This is a genomic window from Mucilaginibacter sp. P1_A3 (assembly GCF_056406855.1).
In genome coordinates this window covers 43,007-63,864 of record NZ_JBFTZJ010000017.1, presented here as the reverse complement: position 1 = coordinate 63,864, position 20,858 = coordinate 43,007, and the positions used below count along the sequence as shown (strand labels likewise).

Genomic DNA, 20,858 nt, shown 5'->3' with positions numbered 1-20,858 from the left:
TGTTTCGTGCGTACCTTTGGCGTGTTTGTTTTAAGCATATAAAAAAATCCCGTTCCGTAGTTTGCTTCCCCACAAGCTGCTACTACCACATTAGTTGAAACATTACACCACTTATTTTGCATCCTTCCTTTCTGAGCCTCACACCAAAGCAAAATTGAGCTTCTCATCAACCCTGCCCCACCGTTTTATCCGAACCTTTGTTTTGTCTGAATTAAAAATTAGCTTTATCTTATACGCTTAGTATGGTGCTAAAAGATGAACCTAAACGAATTTCCAACATTCTATAACTTAAAGAAACGTTTATGACCGAAGCAGAAAAATACTTTCATGAACTTACCCGGCAGATCCCCGATGTTGAACCGGGCAAAATGTTTGGCGCTTTGTGCTTTAAAACACCTAACGGTAAAGCGGCGGCCATCTTTCGCCGAGATACCCTCGTAGTAAAACTTAATGGCGAAGCCCGCGATGAGGCCTTAAGTTTGGATGGCGCCCAGCTTTTTGATCCTATGGATAACAGACCAATGAAGGAATGGATCCAGATTCCCTATATTTATCATGACCGATGGAAAGAGTTTGCCCTAAGTGCTGCTGAATATGTGCGCACCATCCCGGTTAAAGCAGTATCAAAAAGGAAATAAGTATTTGCTTATGCTAATGGCACTCGATGACTTTTACCTGCAGCAGGACGAACCTTTAAGAAGTTGTTTTTTAGCGCTGCGCCAAATCATCCTGAACCATGATGCCGCTATAACCAACGCCTGGAAATTCAATATGCCATTTTTTTTATACAAGGGCAAAATGTTTTGTTATATATGGATGCATAAAAAACTGCAACAACCTTTTATTGGTTTAAATGAGGGCAAAAGGCTGAACCATCCCAGTCTTATTTTTGAAAACCGTTCGCGTATCAAGATCATGATCCTCGATGCAGGAAAAGAGCTGCCCGTTGAAATTATTGAAGAAGTCTTGAATATGGCCATTGAATTGATAAAACGCGATCTGTAAAACCTATGCCAACACTACTGGATAACTTTTACCTGCAAAAGGACGAACCCATAAGGGGTTGCCTGCTGGCCCTGCGGGAGATCATCCTGAAACAAGATGCAGCTATTACCACCGCCTTGAAATACGGGATGCCATTTTTTTGTTACCGGGGCAAAATGTTTTGCTACCTGTGGGTGCACAAGAAACTACTAAAACCCTATATAGGCATTGTTGAAGGTCGCCGTTTTGATCATCCCTCCCTTATCATCGAAAAACGATCGCGCATGAAAATTATGCTTTTTGACGCAGACGAAAATCTGCCGGTTGAAACCATAACTGATATCCTAAAACAGTGTATTGACCTGTATAAAACAGGGGTCATAAAAGTTAGATGATTTAACATGATACATAAATGATTATATTATCTTGCCAACGAATGAATTTAATAACCATTCATCATATTTTTTTTAATAAAACATAGTAAAATAGTTTCATGTATTGGTACGAAGATGACATTAAACAACTTGAAAAAGTTAGTTTGAATAGGGAATATGAACCTGAAACAATTTTTTATGGCAGCTCATCGGTAAGGTTATGGACAAACCTTAATGAAGATTTTAAAAACGTTAAACCGGTTAATCTGGGCTTTGGCGGTTCTACATTAGCAGCCTGCGTTTGGTTTTTTGAAAGGGTGATGATCAGCTATCACCCTAAACGTTTAATTGTATACGCCGGCGATAATGACCTTGGCGATGGCCGCCACCCCGAGGAAGTATTTATATTTTTTCAGCAACTGGTTACCAAAACGCAGCAGCGCTTTGGCGATCTGCCCTGCTATTATGTTTCATTAAAACCAAGCCTCAGCCGCTGGAACATGATTGATAAATTTAAATACGCCAATAACCTTATCGAAACAGAAATTGTTAAGAAAACCAACAACTGGCATTTTATAAATGTATATAAAGAGATGGTTGATGCTAAAGGTTATCCTAAAAAAGAGTATTTTGTGGGTGATGGTTTGCATTTAAGCCCGGCCGGTTACCAGTTATGGAAACAAGTAATTAATGATCATATTAATCGCTAAGCATTACCATTTATTTAATTTGAAGTAACATCTGTTGTGGAAATTCCGCACCAAAAGACCTAACCTAAAATGAAAAGAGCGTACCATAAATGGTTTAGTGCAAGTTTGCACCGTAATATGGAACTTTTGATATTTGGACATAGCGGCAGGGCGGTGTTATTTTTTCCGACACGGATGGCCCGGTTTTTCGATTATGAGAACTGGGGAATAGTTGAGGCGCTGCAGAACCGCATAGAAAACGGCGAACTGCAGCTTTTTTGTGTAGATAGTATTGATGCCGAAAGTTTTTATAACCCCTGGATACACCCTGTTGATCGTATTGACCGCCATATACAATATGAGCAATACATATTAACTGAGGTTATTCCGTTTATGAAAATCGAAAACGACGGCAACATTTTTGATGTTGCCGGTTGCAGTATGGGAGCATACCATGCTATAAACCTGGCGCTAAGACATCCTACCATCTTTAAAAAGGTAGTATGCATGAGCGGCCGGCAGGATCTTACCCGGCAGATAGAAGAATTCAGGGATCTGTTTGATGGTTATAGAAACGAGGATATTTATTTCAACATGCCATTGCAATATGTAGCCAACCTTGGCGAGGGCTATGATTTGGATGCTATCCGCAAAATAAATATTATCATGGCCATTGGCCAAACAGACCCTTTCATTTCCAGCAACCGCGAGTTTAGCTACGTGCTTTCGTCAAAAGGAATTGAGCATAGGTTATACATTTGGGATAATTACGCCCACAGGCCAAGGTATTGGAAGCAGATGGTGCAGCTGTATTTGTAAAGCCGATTGATAAAACCATTGTTAGCCTGTTGTTTAGCTTTATTATTACCGTTTTTTAAATTTGACCGGATAGGTAATGGCATTTTTATATATTTGCGTCTCTGCTCCCGTAGTTCAACGGATAGAATTATGGTTTCCGGTACCATCGATATGAGTTCGAATCTCGTCGGGAGCACAAAAGGCCTCTAATTATATCAATTAGGGGCTTTTAAACAGATTAGTGAGCGGTTCGTGACCGGATTTTATTCAAGATCTTCTTTTAGCTCATTATTAACCTCATAAAACTGTTTTTTCTTTTCGCCTGTAACTTTATAGGATCTGCTACTGCAGAGATAGCATGAGCGGGCTTACCTGTAGTACGAAAGCAATTTGTATTTATAGAAGCATTATCCACTATGCCTCTGTTTTTAAGTCTTCTTTTAAACCTTAGCATTTTCAATTCATGTCTGCGTGCTTTATTCATAGTCAATTCTTTAATTTATAATTATATGAATATAAAAGAAAAAATTATAGCAATAAAAAAAGCCCGGTTTCACCAGGCTTTTTTTATTAAATTATCATTAAGCTCCCGCACCGTTCCCTTACACGTTAAACCTAAAGTGCATAATGTCGCCATCCTGCACAATATAAGTTTTGCCTTCAACGCCAAGTTTGCCATTCTCTTTAATGGTAGCTTCAACACCGTTATATTTTACAAAATCATCGTACTTAATAACCTCGGCACGGATAAAGCCTTTTTCAAAGTCGGTGTGGATCACACCTGCAGCCTGTGGCGCGGTAAAACCCTGTGTAATTGTCCAGGCGCGTACTTCCTGTACACCTGCAGTAAAGTAAGTGGCCAGGTTAAGCAAACGGTATGCTGCCTTAATCAGTTTATTAACTCCAGACTCGGTTAAGCCAAGGTCGTTCAAAAACATCTGGCGTTCCTCAAATGATTCCAGCTCGGCTATTTCCGCTTCAATTTGTGCTGAAATGATCAGTACTTCTGCTTTTTCTTCTGCTACTGCAGCTTTCACTTTTTCAACATAAGCGTTGCCGGTACTTACAGATCCCTCATCAACATTACAAACATACATTACCGGTTTGGCGGTAAGCAGCCATATATCAGCAATGTATTCTTTATCCTCTTCGGCCACCGGCGCGGTGCGGGCAGATTTACCCTGCAGCAGGTGGTTTTTATAAACGGTTAAAACATCAAAGGTTTTTTTTGCCTCTTTGTCGCCACCGGTTTTAGCCATTTTTTCAACCTTCTGGATCTTTTTTTCTATCGAATCAAGATCTTTAAGCTGCAATTCGGTATCGATGATCTCTTTATCGCGGATGGGATCAACAGAACCATCAACGTGGATCACGTTATCATTATCAAAACAACGTAAAACGTGGATAATAGCATTTGTAGCACGAATATTGGCCAAAAACTGGTTACCCAGACCCTCGCCCTTGCTGGCGCCTTTTACCAGGCCGGCAATATCAACAATTTCGATAACGTTGGGCACAATGGCCTTTGGCTGAACTATTTCGGTAAGCTTTGTTAAGCGCTCATCCGGCACCGTAATTACACCTACGTTTGGCTCAATAGTGCAAAACGGAAAGTTGGCCGCCTGCGCCTTGGCATTTGATAAGCAATTAAAAAGTGTTGATTTGCCCACATTTGGTAAACCCACTATTCCACATTGTAAACCCATTTTGTTAAAAAGTTAAATAAGCCCCCTCTAAATCTCCCCCGGAAGGGGAGACTTCCTGTATTATTTGTGTTAAATAGCCCTCCCTTCCGGGGAGGGTTGGGTGGGGCTTAAAGGCTGCAAAGATAACAGAAATTTTTGCCTAATAATTTGAAAAAATAAACGACTTTTGCCATCGTCAAAAAAACAGAAAACAGTTTATAATAAGATGTAAAAAACGAGGGCGTTTTATGGAAGAGATGGTTGAGCAAATAGAATTGTTGCTGGAAACGAAAGACAATACCGGGTTACAGGAATATTTGAACAACCTTAACATATCGGATGTTGAAGAACTGATTGATGAACTTCCTGAACATGGTGCCCTGTTTATTGAGATCCTTTCTATTAACCGCGCCGTTAATGTGTTCCGCATATTGGATTTCCCAACGCAGGAGCGGATTATCAAAAAACTTTCGGGTCAAAAAGTTGAAGAGCTTATTAATGAGCTGCCGCCAGATGACCGTACATCGCTTTTTAGTGAGCTACACGGCGATGCCGTTCAAAAACTGATCCTGCACCTATCGCCGGAAAACCGTAAGGAAGCCTTATCCCTTTTAGGTTACGAAGAGGATAGCGTTGGCCGTTTGATGACGCCTGATTACATTGCCGTAAAACGAACCTGGGACGTTACCCGCGTATTATCACACATTCGCCGTTACGGTAAAAACTCCGAAACGATTGACGTAATATATGTTATAGACGAGAATGGCCAGTTGCTGGATGATATCCGTATCCGCGAAATATTGCTGGTGAAACCCGAAACAAAGGTAAGCGACCTGATGGATGGCCGCCTGATTTCGCTGAGTGCAAGTGATCCGCAGGAAGAAGCCATCAATATTTTCAGGATGAACAACCGCACCGCATTGCCTGTGGTTGATAGCGAAAATATTTTGCTTGGGATAGTAACCGTTGATGACATTTTATGGATAGCCAACGAAGAGTATACCGAAGATATTCAAAAAATAGGTGGTACCGAAGCGCTGGACGAGCCCTATCTGGATATTAACCTTTTTAAACTGGTAAAAAAACGTGTTGGCTGGCTTATCATTTTGTTTTTAGGCGAAATGCTAACGGCTACTGCTATGGGCTTTTTTGAAAAGTCGATTGAAAAGGCGGTTGTGCTGGCGCTGTTTATCCCGCTTATTATATCAAGCGGTGGTAATGGCGGCTCGCAGGCTTCAACCTTAATTATACAGGCAATGGCGCTTGGCGAAGTTACCGTAACCGACTGGTGGCGTGTTATGCGTCGCGAGTTACTCTCGGGCCTGATGCTGGGTGCTACTTTAGGTATCATCGGTTTCTTCCGAATTTTTGCTTTTGCCATGCTTTGGCCTCACCTTTACGGTCCGTATTGGATGCTGGTTGGGTTAACGGTAGGTTGCGCCCTGGTGGGTGTGGTTTTGTGGGGGTCGTTAGCAGGATCCATGCTGCCGCTCATCCTCAAAAAATTAGGTGCCGACCCTGCTACGTCGTCTGCGCCGTTTGTTGCTACGCTGGTTGATGTTACCGGGCTTATTATTTACTTTTCGATAGCGTTGCTGTTTATGAAGGGTACGTTGCTTTAACATAAATCCGGCATCCTATTATTGTTTAGTTTAAATATTTATATCTTTAGTACTAACTATATAAATATTTAAACCCTAAACTAAAAAATGGAAACCGAAGAAATCTACGTTGCTCCTTTAGAACCAAACAACAATCTTATTTTAACACCCGAGGCTCAAAGCTATCTGTTATCTGCCGGTAAATGGGCTACCTTTTTAGGTATTCTTGGCCTTATATTTTGTGCCTTATTTTCACTTGTAGCTATATCAATAGGTACTATTTTTACAAAAATGGCCGAAATGATGCCCTATAATCCGGGGCTAAAAATGATGGCGGGTTTTGGCGGCGGCGTTACTATTTTTTATCTGCTGATTGATTTGCTTTATTTTTTCTTTGCACTGTACATATATCAGTTTGCAACAAAAATTAAAAAAGGCATCAACTTTGGCGATAGCACTCACATCACTGCCGGCCTGGGCAAACTAAAGTCCTTTTTTAAATTATGGGGAATTGTAACCATAGTTATCATATGTATATATGTGTTAGCTATTATTGGCTTTATAGCATTTGCGGCAGTTATGAAAAATTCTATGGTTGGTGTTTAAAAAGGCACCTATGTGAATCAGGAACTGGTATTACTTATTATACAAAATGAAAAACCCCGCCAAAAGCAGGGTTTTCTTGTAATAATATAGTTTAGTGGTTGTTCGGCCTTATATCTCGAATGAGAAATCCTCATCAGCAGATGTTTTTGCAACTTCAGAGTTCTCGCTGTATTCGTAACGTTTTTCAACAACGTCCTGGTTAGCCTTTATATAGTCAACTGTATCTTTTAAGCCTTCGGCAAATTTTTCAAAATCCTCTTTGTATAAAAAAATCTTGTGTTTAATAAACACACCGTCCTCCAAACGTTTCTTGCTCTCTGTTATAGTAACATAGTAATCGTTTGATCTGGTTGCCTTTACATCAAAAAAATATGTTCTCTTCCCGGCTCTCACCTTCTTTGAAAATACCTCTTCCCGCTCTCTATTGTCAAAATCTCCCATATGAATATACCCGTAATTAGTTTTGGTTGGCATAAATATAAATAAAAATTCAAACAGCAAGTATTTTATTCAACTTTATTACACATTTTAAAACAAAATGGCACTTTACTTGTGTTGAAGTTAAATTTATTACAGTTTGCAGATTCATTTTACCCGATTTTTAAACACTTTTGCACCGAATCTTTTCGCAAATAAGTGTTAAGAAATAGGGCAAAATAGCGCTTTTTTTTAGCGATTTCCCTGGTTTACGCGTCCTGCTCTTCTTCAAGCAATTGCTTTTCGTACAGGTCAAAATAGGTGCCTTTAAGCTGCATCAGGTATTCATGGTTGCCATGCTCAACAATTTGGCCGTTGTCCATTACCAGTATCTTATCGGCGTTTTTTATGGTCGATATCCGGTGCGAGATGATGATACTGGTTTTACCCTGCATCACCCGGCCCAGGTTATTCAAAATCTCCTCCTCGGTACGGGTATCAACTGCCGAGAGGCAGTCATCAAAAATCAATATCTGCGGATGCTTAAAAATTGCTCGTGCTATAGATACCCGCTGCTTTTGCCCGCCGGATAGTGTAACACCACGCTCGCCTATCAGGGTGGTAAAGCCATGCTCAAGCTCTATAATATTGTTATAAACAGCGGCATCTTTCGCGGCCTGCTCCACAACCGGCAAATCAAGTACATCGGCACTAAAGGCAATATTATTGGCAATGGTATCCGAGAACAGGAAAACCTCCTGCGGCACAAAACCAATTTGCGACCGGTAACCTTCCAGGTTAAATTGTTTCAGGGGGATATTATCAGCTGTGATTTCGCCGCCTGTAGTATCATACATGCGCATTACCAAATTGGCAATGGTTGATTTGCCCGAACCTGTACGGCCAATAATGGCCACCATTTGCCCCGGATCAACTTTAAACGAAACATTTTTTAAGGCCTGTATCCCGGTATCCGGGTAAGTAAATGATACATTATTAAACTCAAGTGCGCCTTTAATGGTATGCACCACCCCATCGGCAGACATGATCTCTGGCTCCTGTTGCAAAAACTCATTGATTCGTTTTTGTGAAGCCGCCGCGCGTTGGATAAGTGAGGTTACCCAACCAAGTGAGATAACCGGGAAGGTAAGCATGTTTAAATACACAATAAACTCGGCAATATTACCCGATGTAATATTCCCTTTCATTACCTCAACCCCGCCAACGTACATGGTAATTACGTTGCTTAAACCTACCAGCAGTAACATAATAGGATAAAACATAGCCTGCACCCTGGCCAAAGCCATGGAATGAGTTTTATAGTTTTCGCTTTCGGCAGCGAAGTTTTTGCGCACAAAGCCTTCGCGCACGTATGATTTGATGACCCTGATGCCCGAAATATTTTCCTGTACAAAGCTGGACAGACCCGATAACCGCTCCTGGATTTGCTCGCTGCGGTAATTGATTATATTATTTACATAGTAAATAATACCCGCCAGTATAGGCAATGGCAATACCGAAAAAATGGCCAGCCTTATATTTACCGTAAGCATGGCGTATATCACCAAAATAAACAACACCACCGTGTTAATGGTGTACATAATACCCGGGCCCAGGTACATGCGTACCCGGCTTACATCTTCGGTAACACGGTTCATCAAATCGCCGGTGTTGTGACGGCGGTAAAAAGCAAGCGACAGGAGCTGGTAGTGATTATAAATTTCGTTCTTCAGATCATACTCAATATGGCGCGACATGAGGATAATGGTTTGTCGCATAAAAAAAAGAAACAGCCCCCGCAGCAGCGCCAGCACTAATACCAGCGCGCCAAAAAGCATCAGGCTACTGCCAAAAATATCATAGATCATGCTTTGACGGTTAAAGCCGGCAAAAAGCTGGTAAGCGCCAATATTTTCGGTAACCAAATCAAAAGCTACGCGAATAACCTGCGCGGGCAACACACCAAAAATATTGGATATAATTACAAACATTACACCCGGGATTAATCGCCAGCGGTATTTGTAAAAAAACTTATTGAGGTACGCGAGGTCTTTCATGTTTTAGTCCGAAAGTCGAAAATCCGGCAAGTCCGAAAATCCGTCAGATCAAAAGTATTAAAATTTGGGAGGATTGTTTCAGGCGAAAGGTCTGACGGATGTAAATAATTTAACGCTCATTTTTTGCATGAGTGTTATACCTCGCTGTCGGCTACGGCAAAAGCAGCATGTTAAAGTTTAACAGGCCGCGCCATCCCCATCAATGCCCAACACTTACTACGCGTGTCACTTTCCATTGGCCATCCTTATATTGCCAGATGTGTACAAATTTCATGACTCCTATCACCGGCTGGCCGTTTTCGGTATGGGTAAAACGATGGGTTCCCATTTCAATAGCGCCAAAACCGGGCATAGGGTAAACTTCCAGGCTTTCGGGCAATAGGTCACGCCGCAGATCGGCGGCTTGTTTATTTTCAAAAATCCCTTTAAAACCGGCCATGGTAGCATCGTAACCGGTAACGCCTTTGCCATCATTATAAAACTCCACATCTGCTGTAAATAAGATTTTAAGCACATCCATATTACGGTTGTTAAAAGCATTAAACATTACGCTATCCATATGGGCAATGGTTTTAAACAGTGCGGGGTCCTTCGGTTTAAAAGCTGTGGTTTGGGCCTTAACGGTAAAACCAACAGCAATAAACATTACAAAAAAACAGATGCGGAAAAACAAATGAGGTGCTTTCATGATCAAACTATTAAATATACCGCAAAGACGCCCGCGGGCCCCTGGTAGTTACAGTTAAGCTACAATATTTGCCTCTACCGTTTTTTTCGCCAAAAAGCGTTTCGCAAGCCATTTTCTAACGGGTTCATCATATAATTTTAGCGAGGCATAAGCAATGACAATGCTAACCACAAACAAAAGCAGGCCAAACCAAATACCATACTCCATGGGTACCTTATTTTTTGAAACCCAGCCTGTATACAGGTATATCAGCGGGTAATGCGTAATATAAATAGGGTATGATATATCGCCAAAAAACCGGCACACTTTGGCCGAAAACTTACCGTTTATGTGGCCTCCGGCACCAATGGCAACAATCAGCGGAAACATCAGAATAATAGCAAACGACTCATATAACCCGTTCATCCACAAATGTTCGGGGCCGCCAATCCTGGGTATAAATAAAACAAGGGCTATCAACAGGCTACATACGGTAAAAGCGCCTTTGATACGAATCAGCTTGCCCATACGCGAAAGCAGGATCCCCGCAAAAAACGGGTAAAGCATACGTAAAAAACCAATATTAAGCTGGGTTTTATCAATACTCCAGCCGCCGATAACATCCCCCTGCGGGCCCATTACCAAATAGCGCACAAGTAAACCGGCAAATATAACCACCAATACCGCAAGCACCTTTTGCGAAACTTTGCGAAAAAACAGCGCGTACATGATATTAGCAATGTATTCAAAAAACAACGACCAGGCGGGACCATCCAGCGGGTGCATTTCCTGCCAGCCCCGTATATCCATCGATATAGGCAAGGGAATCGTTGTAAAACCAACCACCATCACCAACAACAACTTCCAAACTGGCGTACCGGCTATCAGCGGAAACACCGGGCTTGCCTGGAAATAAAAAAGCAAGGCGCCAATAATAGTCCCCACAATAACCATGGGTTGCAGCCTGATCAGCCGTCGTTTGTAAAAATCCCACTGGCTCATTTTTCCCCAGCGATCATCATAAGCATAAGCCACCACAAAACCCGACAGCAGGAAAAAGAAATCGACCGCCAGGTAGCCATGATTAATGATCTGGTTAAAGCGGTTACCCGAATAGGTTTCTAAAACGTGGAAAGCCACCACCAGCAGCGCGGCAACCCCACGCAAGCCATCTAAAATTGGATAATGTTTTTTTGAATCAGGATAAGCAGGCGAAGCATTCATTTAATTTGTGATAATTATAAATGGTAAAATTGGGTTTAATCAGGTTAATGATGCCGTTTTGGTTAAGCGGCAGTATTTAACGCTAAATGTGCTTAAATAAAATGGAAATACATAAATGAATTTTACGCATTGGCAATTTCATACAAAAAAAGCGCTTTAACCCCATTTACAATGCTGCGCTATATGCGTATTAATTCGCTACAGATAACCTAATTCTTTTCTACCCAAAATACTCCTCTGTTGATGCCACCAACGTTAACAACTCCAATACCGGTTCCACTTCGAGCTGGCTTGCCCAAAGTTCCTCGTCAAATTTTTTGAATGATTGCAGGGAAGTAAGTACCTGGTGGGCTTCTTCGTTTTCCAGCTGATCAAAGTGCATAAAGGTTTTCCCATCGGGCAGTAACCAGGCACCATATTTTATACCGGGATGGTTAAGCTGTTTTAACTCTGCAACAATGCCGGCAATGTTTTGCTGGTTTGTTGCGGCAAATTGCGCTGTGGTGGTGTATTGTACTCTTACTATTTTCATGGCGAATAAATTTTAATAGTTATCCATTATTATGTTGAATATTTGATTGCGGTGCGCAGACGACTCACCCCGACATCGCTGCGCTTGTCACCCCTCTCTCCCCTTCGCGCATAGAGGGGATTTAAAAATTCTGATCAAAAAACTGTTTTGCCCTCTTTCCAACGAAGTTGAAGAGAGGGCCGACCGGCGAAGCCTGGTCGGGGTGAGTCGTCCGATATGCTTGGCCGTTGATTATTTGTCAACCACCACCCGCTCCACCCTATAATTTAAGCCCGCAGTTGTGCCGCTGGTTACATCAATAGTAACTCCTGTTATTTTGCCGGCCATAGTTGATGCCAGGAATACGGCGGTGTTGGCTATATCTTCCATCAATGGCAGTTCTTTCAGCATGGTGTCGGCTTTCATCTGGCGAAGAACCTGCGCCATTACTTCAGGTTGGGCGGCAATCGCATCCGCAAATACTTTCGAATCGGGCGAACCTCCAGACCGGATATTTACCACCCTCACCCCGTAAACGCCCAACTCTGCGGCCAGGTTCCGCGAAAAACTTTCTACAGCGCAACATGCCGCCGCAAACCCGCCTGTATATGGGTAACCTATTCCTCCGGGCGTTGCGGTAAGCGACAGAATAACGCCCGAGTGTTGGGGCATCATTACCCGGCCAGCCGCCGTAGCGGTCAAAAACCGGGTTTGCAGCATATTGGTTACCGGGCTCATGAAGTCATCTGCCGGCATATCAACCAGGGGGATGCCCTGCACAACATCAACCCCAACAGCATTAAAAGAGATATCTACCGTACCAACTTGCTGCACAACGCTATTTATATGATCGTTGATCGCTTTTTCATCCAGGGCATCCACTTCATCTACTTCGGCAAGCCCGCCATGGGCAATAATCTCATCTGCTACTTTTTGTACCGGGCCAGCATTGCGACCGGTTAAAAATACCCTGGCACCTGCGGCGGCCAATGCTTTGGCAACTGCACTGCCCAAAGAGCCGCCTGCGCCATATATAATTGCATTTTTGTTTTGGAGTAACATACAGCTTGGTTTATGTGGTGAAGGATTTTGCTATACAAACCTAAAATTAAATATTTTTATTGCAGGGGGCCATTACAGACAATTTAAGGGTGATATTGCGACGATTACTACCCTCCCCCCTTGCAAAAAACAAGGGCTGTATGGTTTTGCGCCGCGCACCGCGTTTGGTATATCGGCCAATCTGATACAGCCTTCTAAACCGGGCTGTTACCCCGGTCTGCAAAAGGATCGTGCAGACAAAGCCTTTTGCCCGGATGCCTCCGGCAGATTCAATATGACGGGCCTTTTTAAAGGTCGATTTTTACCATTAAATAGCTGCCTTACTAACGTTCCTTATCTAAGTTATGACTTTGAACTAACTACTTTCAGTCTTATTAACTTTGTCAGTCAAAAAAAAACAGCTACTTTTGTACCGCCTTAAAAACATTTACTGCCATATCCAATGTCCGTCCAACTACCATCACAATCCATATTCGGCCAGCTCGAAACATTCGGTCATACAAAGGTTGTTTTTTGCAGCGATCAGGATACAGGCTTAAAAGCCATCATAGCCATTCATGATACTACACTCGGTCCTGCTTTTGGCAGTACACGCATGTGGAATTATAAATCAGAGGCTGATGCCTTGAATGATGTGTTGCGCCTGTCAAAAAGCATGACCTATAAATGTGCTATTGCCGGGCTTAACATGGGCGGTGGCTATTCGGTTATCCTCGGCGATTCGCGCAAGGATAAAACGGAGGCGTTGATGCGCAAGTTTGGCCGCTTTATTAAAAACCTTAACGGCGAGTTCATCACATCAGAAGATGTAGGCACCAGTCCGCGCGATATGGAATACATCCGTATGGAAACGGAGTTTGTTACCGGCATCCCCGAAAGTATTGGCGGTAGCGGCGATCCATCCCCTGTTGCGGCACAAGGGGTTTTGATGGGTATTAAAGCCTGTGTTAAAGAGCAATTTGGTACCGATACCCTTACCGGAAAATCGGTAATTGTACAGGGTGTAGGCCATGTGGGCGAGCACCTGGTGCGTCTGCTCAGAGATGAAAATGTTAAAGTTTACATCAGCGACATTCAGGAAGAACGCATTGGACAAATTGCAAAAAAATATGGAGCCGAAGCTATATCAAATAATAGTATATTTGATATAGATGCCGATATATACGCGCCCTGCGCGTTAGGTGGCACCGTAAATAGCGAAACTATTAACAAATTAAAATGCAGCATTATTGCAGGGTCGGCCAATAACCAGCTCCTGGATGAAAGCGTGCATGGCGAAATGCTGCTGGATAAAGGCATTATGTTTGCGCCGGACTATGTGATCAACGCAGGTGGTATCATCAACTGCTATTCGGAATTAAAGGGTTTTAGTAAAAAACGGACCATGCAGCTTACCGAAAACATTTACGAGGTCACGCGTAACATTTTAAAGCTTTCGAAACTCGAAAATATTTCAACTATTGATGCGGCAAATAAAATAGCCGAAAGACGGATAGCTGATATTAAAAAAGTAAAATCATCATATTAATTATAATTTAAACTGTGAGCCAGCTGGCTCACCAAATCGTTCTTACACATGTTAAACAGAAGGCACCTAAGGGTAAAAGTATTACAGGCACTGTACGCGTTCCACTCGTCAGATACAAGGGAGATCAATCACCATGAAAAAAACATGTTGCACAGTATCGACCAGGTTTTTGAAATGTATATCTGGATGTTATCATTAATATCCGAAGTGGTTAATTATGCGGCAAACGACAAGGAAGAAAGAGCCAACAAATATTTACCCTCCGCCGAAGACTTGAATGCTGACGTTAAAATACTTGGCAACAGGTTTATCCTCTCCTTAAATGACAACCGGGACTACCTCATCGCTTTAAAAAAATATAAAGTAGAGTGGCAGTTTGAGCCAGAACTGGCTAAATCGTTGTTCACCATTCTTAAAAATTCGCCCGAGTATACTGCTTACCTGGCAAAAACCGACGATACCATCCAAACGGATAAGGACATCATCAAATTCATTTTCAAAAAAGTAATTTTAAAATCATCACTGGCCGAGCAGGTTTTTGAAGATAAATTTATTTTTTGGCCGGTTGATCGTGATGTATTACAAGCTTTGATAGCCAAAACATTCAAAAACTTTTCAAGCGACGATTACAAACAAAACCACCTGGCCGAAATTACAGGTAACTGGGTAGAAGACCGCGAATTTGTGGTTGATCTGTTTGAAAAAAGCATCCGTTTTGATAGCCCTTACCAGGAACTGATAGCTGCCAAAACTACTAACTGGGAGCCAGATCGTATTGCGATGATGGATACCCTGCTGATGAAGATGGCCATTACCGAGTTTATTAACTTTACTTCTATCCCGGTAAAAGTAACTATTAACGAGTACCTTGAAATTTCAAAGGAGTTTAGTACACCTAAGAGTAATTCATTTATAAACGGTATCTTAGACAAGATTTTGATAGACCTTAAGGCCGAAAATAAAGTACGTAAAATAGGCCGGGGATTAATAGAATAACCACATTGCAGAGCATCCAAATGAAGAAATTATTTTTAAGCTTAATAGCCGCAGGTTTGTTATTATCGGCCTGTAATCAATCAAAAAGCAGTGGCTTAACCGCAGCTGCAGACAGCGCGGCAACTACTACTGCCAATGCAGCCAACGCGCCAATCATGAAGTTTGAAAAAGACAGCCATGATTTTGGTAAAATTAAACAGGGTGATAAGGTTAATTACGATTTTAAATTCACCAACACCGGTAAATCGCCATTGATTATTTCAGAAGCGCATGCTACATGTGGATGTACTATACCTCAGTGGCCTAAAACACCCGTTAAACCAGGCGAAAGTGCTTTAATACAAGTAACTTTTAACAGCGCCGGTAAAAGCGGTTTACAAGACAAGCAAATTACAGTTACAGCCAATACAGTGCCGGCCCAAACTATGGTGCACCTTATAGGCGAAGTTTTAACTAAATAATTCAATTAATTTAAACAATGATAGCAACTATTTTATTACAGGCACCGGCAGGTGGTTCAAGTGGTTACGGTATGTTAATACCAATGGTATTAATTATAGTGGTATTTTACTTTTTCATGATCCGCCCACAGGTTAAAAAGCAAAAAGATCAAAAGAAATATGTGGATGAACTAAAAAAAGGCGACAAAGTAGTTACTACAGCCGGCATCCATGGTCGTATCATCGATCTTAATGATACCACATTTTTGGTTGAAGTTGAAAATGGTAAGATCCGTTTTGATAAATCAGCAATATCTTTAGATGCTTCAAAAGCATTAAATACACCTGCAGTAGTAAAAGCTTAAGCTTTTATGAGGAAGGATGTAAGGAGCAAGGAATAAGGACTGAAAGACAAAAGACTAAAACCTTAAAAGGCGAAAGATGAGCGGTAATTTTACCTTAAACTTTCGCCTTTATGCTTTTAAAAAGTCTTTGACTATTAATCCGTTATCCAAAATCCTTGATCCAAAAATCTTTGATCTTTGATCCAGAAATCCTTGATCCTTGATCCAAAAATCCTTGATCCAAAAACATGGCTATAGTAAAATTATCCACAACAGAACGGCGACGGCTTTCGGCATTTTTTACCTGCCTGGGGCTGGCTGTTATTGCATGGATATTTACTACGCTCTCCAGTCCTTTGCCCTATACTGTTGATGAAACTATAGCTTATAAAAACGCGCCTCAAAAACGCGCTTTTCATTCCTTACAGGCCGATACTATTAAAGCTACTATACAGGGTACAGGCTGGCAGATGCTATTTTCGAGAATGAAACCCGAAAGCAAGCCGATTACGGTGGATCTGGCTTCGTTAGAGACGCGAAATTATGTGGTGTTAAGCACACAGCTTAAACAGATCAACAACAAGCGGGAGGCTAACCAGCAGATCACTATTATTGATCCCGATACCCTATATTTTGATTTCAGCAACCGCTTAACCAGGAAAGTACCTGTACAGGCCATGATGAACATCAAGTACCAAAAACAGTTTGCAGTATCGGGCAATGTAACTATAAAACCGGCTTATATAACCGTAAGCGGCCCGGCAGACCGCCTGCAAAAAATCAGCGCATGGAAAACCGATTCTATACAGGCAGCTGATGTTAATGAAACCATAGCTACCCGTGTAAATTTACAGGCGGTTAATGAAGGCAATTTAAATATCTATCCCAAAACGGTACAGGTAATTATCCCGGTTGATGAGTTCACCGAAAAAACTCTGGATATTCCTGTTAAGCTGATCAATAACCATCATTTTGATAACGTTAAGGTTTTTCCGCAAAAGGTTAAGGTTACTTTTACAACCTCACTGAACCGATATAAGGATATGACCGAAGACCTGTTTGAAGCCACTGCCGATCTGGACCTTTGGCGCGATCATGGCTATTCAACCCTGCCTGTACAGCTAACCCGTTTCCCCCCGTTTTGTAAAATAGTGAAGGTGAACCCGGCTAATATTGATTTTATCATTAAAAAATAATGCTTAAAATAGGTTTAACAGGTAATATAGGCAGCGGCAAAACCACCGTAGCCAAAGTTTTTGAACTTTTAGGGATCCCGGTTTTTTATGCTGACGACGAAGCCAAAAACGTGATGGTTACCGATACCATCCTGGTTGATGCTATCAAACAATCCTTTGGCCCCGAATCTTATTTTGAGGATGGCTCGCTCAACCGCAAACATATTGCGGGCATTGTTTTTAATAACAACATCCAATTGCAAAAATTGAACGCGCTGGTACACCCCGCAGTTTTCAGGGCTTTTGATAACCTGGAAGCAAAGGCCAAAGGCGCACCGTATATCATTAGAGAAGCCGCCATACTATTTGAAAGCGGCTCCTATAAAACTTGCCAACGCACCATAGTAGTTACCGCCCCGCTTGATATACGTATTGCACGTGTAATGCAGCGCGATGGCATTTTATGTACCGAAGTTGAAAGCCGTGAGGCCCGCCAGATCTCCGAAGAAGAAAAGAAAAATATGGCCGATGATATCATTATAAATGATGATCATCAGCTGGTAATTCCGCAGGTGCTTGCTTTGCACAACAAATATTTAGCACTTGCTAAAAGTTTAAACCTGGTACATTAATAATTAAACCAACCGAAAGCTATCCCAATAAACAAATCTTAGCTTTTTGCTTTACGCATTCGGCTTTTAGCCTAAAATATATGATACTTGATGATTTTGTACTGATAGATGAAAAGGGCCTGTACTGCAAATACGGTGATTTTTATCTCGACCCCAAATTACCCGCAAAAACCGCGGTAATAACCCATGCACATGCAGACCATGCCATAAGCGGCAATAACGAAGTTTTTTGCACAAGGGCTACGGCATCTGTTATGCAGTTACGGTACGACCGCACAGCGGCCAAAGTTTTCAATATTATCCCTTTTAATGAACCGTTTAATGTTGGCAATGTAAAAATAACCCTGATACCGGCCGGCCACATGCTGGGTTCGGCCCAGGTGTTAATGGAATATGATGGTACCCGCTACCTGTACACCGGCGACTATAAACTGCAACCCGATGCCACCTGTGAACCTATAGAATGGGTAACTACAGATGTACTGATCACCGAAAGCACCTTTGCCGATCCGGCTGTAATTCATCCCGATCCGGTTGAAGAGATCAAAAAAATAAACGCTATTAAAAGCAATATCCTGCTGGGTGCCTATGGCCTGGGTAAAAGCCAAAGGCTCATCAATTTAATAACCGAGCACGCGCCGCAGAAAAAGATCCTGGTGCATCATAAAATCATGCCCATTAATGCCATTTACGAAAAGATGGGATTCCATCCGGGTAAATATCAGATGTATGGCCGTAAGCTGATGAAGGTACAGGACGAGTTTGTGTACATTGTACCGCCATTTACGTTTGATAGCTACATCAGGGCTACCGGTGTAAAACGCCTGTTTGCCTCGGGCTGGAAAAATCTGCAGGTAAACAACCAGGATACCCTGTTCATATCCGACCATGTGGATTGGAACGACATCCTGGAAACCATAGCCCGCACTCAACCCAAACAGGTATGGACCCTGCATGGCGATGGCAAGCATTTAAAAAATCATTTCAATAACCAGATATTTGTAAAAATTCTCAACTAATGTTGCAGGAAGAGGTTGATTACTATATAAACGAGGACGGCAACTTTGTTTTCACAAAGCAATACCACCTCACCCGGGGCTATTGCTGCAAAAACAAATGCCTGCACTGTCCCTGGGATTACGGCAAGCCTAAAACACCTGACAACAAGGCGGATACAAAGAATATAAACTAAGCGAATATCGATAGCTCATTTGAGGTAACAACAATTTAAAAATAAATAAAGATATTTGCACTTTAGTCATTAAAACTATTATGCGGATAGACGACGAAATACAAAGTACAAAGTTTGAGGATAACTATCATAAGGTAGCTATTAATATTGCCTATACTTCGGGTTGGCTAAACAACTTTTTCCGCTGTCATTTTGATAAGCATAACCTTACGCAGCAGCAATTTAACATCCTGCGGATATTAAGGGGTCAATACCCTAAGCCGGCAACAATCAATTTACTGAAGGAGAGGATGATTGATAAAATGTCTGACGCCAGCCGTATTGTTGATCGGTTGATGCAAAAAGAACTGGTTTCGCGCTGCACCAACAATAAAGACCGCCGCGCGGTGGATATCCGTATCAGCGAACTTGGTTTGGAAACTCTGGCCAAAATGGATGAAGAATTTAAGACCCGTGAAGTACTTAAAGATAATTTGAGCCCCGAAGAGGCTGGCCAACTCAGCGATCTGCTGGATAAGCTGAGGGGATAAGTTAAATTTTTTAACATCCTGCCTTTTAAAATCCTGGCGCGGGGACACTGAAAGGAAAATGACATTTAAAAAGGGCTGTCCTGCTGAGCCTGTCGAAGCATGTGGGCAAAGGCCTCTGCGCGCGCCCCTTCGACAAGCTCAGGGTGACAGGCTTTTTTTGAATGCAGTACGTTAACAAAAACATCATCCTTGAGCGTAGCGAAAGATCTGTTATTCGCCATGCATCTTCGCTCTGCAAAGTTTGTTAATAGATCCTTCGCTACGCTCAAGGATGACAAAAGTTTTTTTTAACTTATTTCGGGAAGACACAATGCCCTCCTAAAAATGTCCTCTTATTTTATCAAAGATCTCTGCTTCATACAATTCTCTTAACTGCTGATGTACTTCGGCAGTCAAAGGCGGCAAAGCAGATGATTCTACGTTACTATTAACCTGCGATACTTTTGACGCACCAGGTATCACCGTGGTCACTTCCGGATGATCCAAGATCCAGCGGATTGCCCATTGCGGCATACAATTATCAGGCAGCAAGCTTTTAATTTTTTGCGATAACTTCACCCCTTCTTGAAATTCAATTCCCGAGAATGTTTCGCCGGTGTTGAAGGCATCGCCATTGGCATTATAATTACGATGATCATTTGCTGCAAACTGTGTTTGCTCGTTAAACCTGCCCGATAATAAACCGCTGGCTAATGGCACCCGAACAATAATAGCAACACCTTTTTCTTTTGCCCTGGCAAATACCTCATCGGCTACGTGTTGCCTAAACAAGTTAAATATGATCTGTAAGGATGCTAATCCCTCCTGCTCCAGGCAAATTAAAGCCTCCTCTGATGTTTCTACACTGGCGCCAAAATGGGTTATCAGTCCCTCCTGCTGTAAGCTGCGCAAATGATCAAACACTTTACCAGCCTTCATTTCATCCGTTGGGATGCAATGCAGTTGTTCTAAAAACAATTGCGGCACATCTAAATGCTTTAGGGAATCTTCTACGTTCCGCTTCATCACATCATAGGTGAAATTTTGCGGCCAGCCATTTGGGGCATCACCCCTACGGCCAAGTTTTGTGGCAACAAAAACTTCTTTATCAATAGTTTTTAAAAACTTACCGATAACCGATTCGCTCACACCCATACCGTATACGTCGGCAGTATCAATAAAATTACCGCCGGCATCGGTGTAAGCTTTTAATATGTTAAAAGCGTCTTCTTCGTTAACATTCCCCCAATCAGCACTACCTAATTGCCAGGTGCCCAGGCCTACTTCGGCTATTGGAGTGTTTTTAAAATTTCTGTAGTTCATTTGAATTTAATTATTCCCATTATCGCGAAGTAACTTACTGCTAC

At 42.1% G+C, this 20,858-nt stretch carries 24 protein-coding genes and 1 tRNA gene; 17 read left to right on the top strand and 8 right to left on the bottom strand.

Translation table 11 applies throughout. From position 1 onward, the window contains the following. Nucleotides 1–302: 302 nt before the first annotated feature. The 6 genes from AC1D0K_RS28775 to AC1D0K_RS28750 all read left to right on the top strand — a co-directional run bounded on the left by AC1D0K_RS28775 (nucleotide 303) and on the right by AC1D0K_RS28750 (nucleotide 3,041). Entirely contained in the window at nucleotides 303–638 is a 336-nt protein-coding gene (locus tag AC1D0K_RS28775; RefSeq protein ID WP_477391792.1) for a hypothetical protein, read from the top strand. A gap of 10 nt (nucleotides 639–648) precedes the next feature. Continuing rightward, nucleotides 649–1,005, top strand: a complete 357-nt coding sequence (locus tag AC1D0K_RS28770) for a DUF1801 domain-containing protein (protein WP_477391791.1) — start codon at nucleotides 649–651, stop codon at nucleotides 1,003–1,005. Nucleotides 1,006–1,010: 5 nt separating this feature from the next. After that, nucleotides 1,011–1,379, top strand: coding sequence for a DUF1801 domain-containing protein (locus AC1D0K_RS28765; RefSeq protein WP_477391790.1), 369 nt, complete (start codon nucleotides 1,011–1,013; stop codon nucleotides 1,377–1,379). A gap of 98 nt (nucleotides 1,380–1,477) precedes the next feature. Continuing rightward, nucleotides 1,478–2,068: an SGNH/GDSL hydrolase family protein gene (locus tag AC1D0K_RS28760; protein ID WP_477442752.1), complete on the top strand. Its 591-nt coding sequence runs from the start codon at nucleotides 1,478–1,480 to the stop codon at nucleotides 2,066–2,068. A 69-nt stretch (nucleotides 2,069–2,137) separates the two neighbouring features. After that, the gene (locus AC1D0K_RS28755) at nucleotides 2,138–2,866 is read left to right on the top strand and encodes an esterase family protein (RefSeq protein ID WP_477391788.1); all 729 of its coding nucleotides are present in this window, start codon (nucleotides 2,138–2,140) and stop codon (nucleotides 2,864–2,866) included. 103 nt (nucleotides 2,867–2,969) lie between these two features. Further along, nucleotides 2,970–3,041: transfer RNA gene (locus AC1D0K_RS28750), tRNA-Arg, on the top strand. A gap of 406 nt (nucleotides 3,042–3,447) precedes the next feature. Here AC1D0K_RS28750 and ychF read toward each other — a convergent pair. Further along, nucleotides 3,448–4,551: a redox-regulated ATPase YchF gene (ychF, locus tag AC1D0K_RS28745; RefSeq protein WP_477391787.1), complete on the bottom strand. Its 1,104-nt coding sequence runs from the start codon at nucleotides 4,549–4,551 to the stop codon at nucleotides 3,448–3,450. 227 nt (nucleotides 4,552–4,778) lie between these two features. Between ychF and mgtE the strand changes: the two genes are divergently transcribed. Both mgtE and AC1D0K_RS28735 read left to right on the top strand, forming a co-directional pair. Then, a complete protein-coding gene (gene mgtE / locus AC1D0K_RS28740; protein ID WP_477391786.1) occupies nucleotides 4,779–6,152 on the top strand; it encodes a magnesium transporter in 1,374 nt (457 codons plus the stop codon). 87 nt (nucleotides 6,153–6,239) lie between these two features. After that, the gene (locus AC1D0K_RS28735; RefSeq protein WP_477391785.1) at nucleotides 6,240–6,737 is read left to right on the top strand and encodes a DUF5362 family protein; all 498 of its coding nucleotides are present in this window, start codon (nucleotides 6,240–6,242) and stop codon (nucleotides 6,735–6,737) included. A 108-nt stretch (nucleotides 6,738–6,845) separates the two neighbouring features. Here AC1D0K_RS28735 and AC1D0K_RS28730 read toward each other — a convergent pair whose 3' ends face one another. The 6 genes from AC1D0K_RS28730 to AC1D0K_RS28705 all read right to left on the bottom strand — a co-directional run bounded on the left by AC1D0K_RS28730 (nucleotide 6,846) and on the right by AC1D0K_RS28705 (nucleotide 12,675). Continuing rightward, nucleotides 6,846–7,178: a DUF3276 family protein gene (locus AC1D0K_RS28730; protein WP_295712463.1), complete on the bottom strand. Its 333-nt coding sequence runs from the start codon at nucleotides 7,176–7,178 to the stop codon at nucleotides 6,846–6,848. Between the two features lie 245 nt (nucleotides 7,179–7,423). Further along, complete coding sequence (locus AC1D0K_RS28725; RefSeq protein ID WP_477391784.1) at nucleotides 7,424–9,211, bottom strand: ABC transporter ATP-binding protein; 1,788 nt, start codon at nucleotides 9,209–9,211, stop codon at nucleotides 7,424–7,426. Nucleotides 9,212–9,410: 199 nt separating this feature from the next. Next, complete coding sequence (locus tag AC1D0K_RS28720; RefSeq protein ID WP_477391783.1) at nucleotides 9,411–9,899, bottom strand: nuclear transport factor 2 family protein; 489 nt, start codon at nucleotides 9,897–9,899, stop codon at nucleotides 9,411–9,413. A gap of 54 nt (nucleotides 9,900–9,953) precedes the next feature. Beyond that, complete coding sequence (locus AC1D0K_RS28715; protein ID WP_477391782.1) at nucleotides 9,954–11,102, bottom strand: acyltransferase family protein; 1,149 nt, start codon at nucleotides 11,100–11,102, stop codon at nucleotides 9,954–9,956. Nucleotides 11,103–11,322: 220 nt separating this feature from the next. Next, nucleotides 11,323–11,634: a hypothetical protein gene (locus AC1D0K_RS28710; RefSeq protein WP_477391781.1), complete on the bottom strand. Its 312-nt coding sequence runs from the start codon at nucleotides 11,632–11,634 to the stop codon at nucleotides 11,323–11,325. Nucleotides 11,635–11,865: 231 nt separating this feature from the next. Further along, on the bottom strand, nucleotides 11,866–12,675 hold the full coding sequence (locus AC1D0K_RS28705) for an SDR family NAD(P)-dependent oxidoreductase (protein WP_477391780.1): 810 nt from the start codon (nucleotides 12,673–12,675) through the stop codon (nucleotides 11,866–11,868). A gap of 442 nt (nucleotides 12,676–13,117) precedes the next feature. Here AC1D0K_RS28705 and AC1D0K_RS28700 point away from each other — a divergent pair, with 442 nt between their 5' ends. The 9 genes from AC1D0K_RS28700 to AC1D0K_RS28660 all read left to right on the top strand — a co-directional run bounded on the left by AC1D0K_RS28700 (nucleotide 13,118) and on the right by AC1D0K_RS28660 (nucleotide 19,512). Next, complete coding sequence (locus AC1D0K_RS28700; RefSeq protein WP_477391779.1) at nucleotides 13,118–14,203, top strand: Glu/Leu/Phe/Val family dehydrogenase; 1,086 nt, start codon at nucleotides 13,118–13,120, stop codon at nucleotides 14,201–14,203. Between the two features lie 48 nt (nucleotides 14,204–14,251). Next, nucleotides 14,252–15,199 (top strand): transcription antitermination protein NusB, encoded by a 948-nt coding sequence (locus AC1D0K_RS28695; RefSeq protein WP_477391778.1) that lies wholly within the window; start codon nucleotides 14,252–14,254, stop codon nucleotides 15,197–15,199. Nucleotides 15,200–15,219: 20 nt separating this feature from the next. Next, nucleotides 15,220–15,660, top strand: a complete 441-nt coding sequence (locus tag AC1D0K_RS28690) for a DUF1573 domain-containing protein (protein WP_477391777.1) — start codon at nucleotides 15,220–15,222, stop codon at nucleotides 15,658–15,660. Nucleotides 15,661–15,677: 17 nt separating this feature from the next. Continuing rightward, entirely contained in the window at nucleotides 15,678–16,004 is a 327-nt protein-coding gene (gene yajC / locus AC1D0K_RS28685; RefSeq protein ID WP_295712144.1) for a preprotein translocase subunit YajC, read from the top strand. A gap of 227 nt (nucleotides 16,005–16,231) precedes the next feature. Further along, nucleotides 16,232–17,179 carry a CdaR family protein gene (locus AC1D0K_RS28680; protein WP_295712141.1) on the top strand — a complete coding sequence of 316 codons (948 nt, stop codon included), beginning with the start codon at nucleotides 16,232–16,234 and terminating at the stop codon, nucleotides 17,177–17,179. After that, nucleotides 17,179–17,790, top strand: coding sequence for a dephospho-CoA kinase (coaE, locus tag AC1D0K_RS28675; RefSeq protein WP_477391776.1), 612 nt, complete (start codon nucleotides 17,179–17,181; stop codon nucleotides 17,788–17,790). Before AC1D0K_RS28680 ends, coaE begins: the two co-directional genes overlap by 1 nt. An 80-nt stretch (nucleotides 17,791–17,870) precedes the next feature. Continuing rightward, entirely contained in the window at nucleotides 17,871–18,809 is a 939-nt protein-coding gene (locus tag AC1D0K_RS28670) for an MBL fold metallo-hydrolase (protein WP_477391775.1), read from the top strand. After that, the gene (locus AC1D0K_RS28665; RefSeq protein WP_477391774.1) at nucleotides 18,809–18,982 is read left to right on the top strand and encodes a DUF5522 domain-containing protein; all 174 of its coding nucleotides are present in this window, start codon (nucleotides 18,809–18,811) and stop codon (nucleotides 18,980–18,982) included. The genes AC1D0K_RS28670 and AC1D0K_RS28665 overlap by 1 nt, the downstream gene beginning before the upstream one ends. Before the next feature lie 80 nt (nucleotides 18,983–19,062). Then, nucleotides 19,063–19,512: a MarR family winged helix-turn-helix transcriptional regulator gene (locus AC1D0K_RS28660; RefSeq protein WP_295712130.1), complete on the top strand. Its 450-nt coding sequence runs from the start codon at nucleotides 19,063–19,065 to the stop codon at nucleotides 19,510–19,512. Nucleotides 19,513–19,830: 318 nt separating this feature from the next. On the opposite strand, the gene AC1D0K_RS28655 is transcribed toward AC1D0K_RS28660, so the two are convergent. Beyond that, a complete protein-coding gene (locus AC1D0K_RS28655; RefSeq protein ID WP_477391773.1) occupies nucleotides 19,831–20,814 on the bottom strand; it encodes an aldo/keto reductase in 984 nt (327 codons plus the stop codon). Nucleotides 20,815–20,858 lie beyond the last annotated feature (44 nt).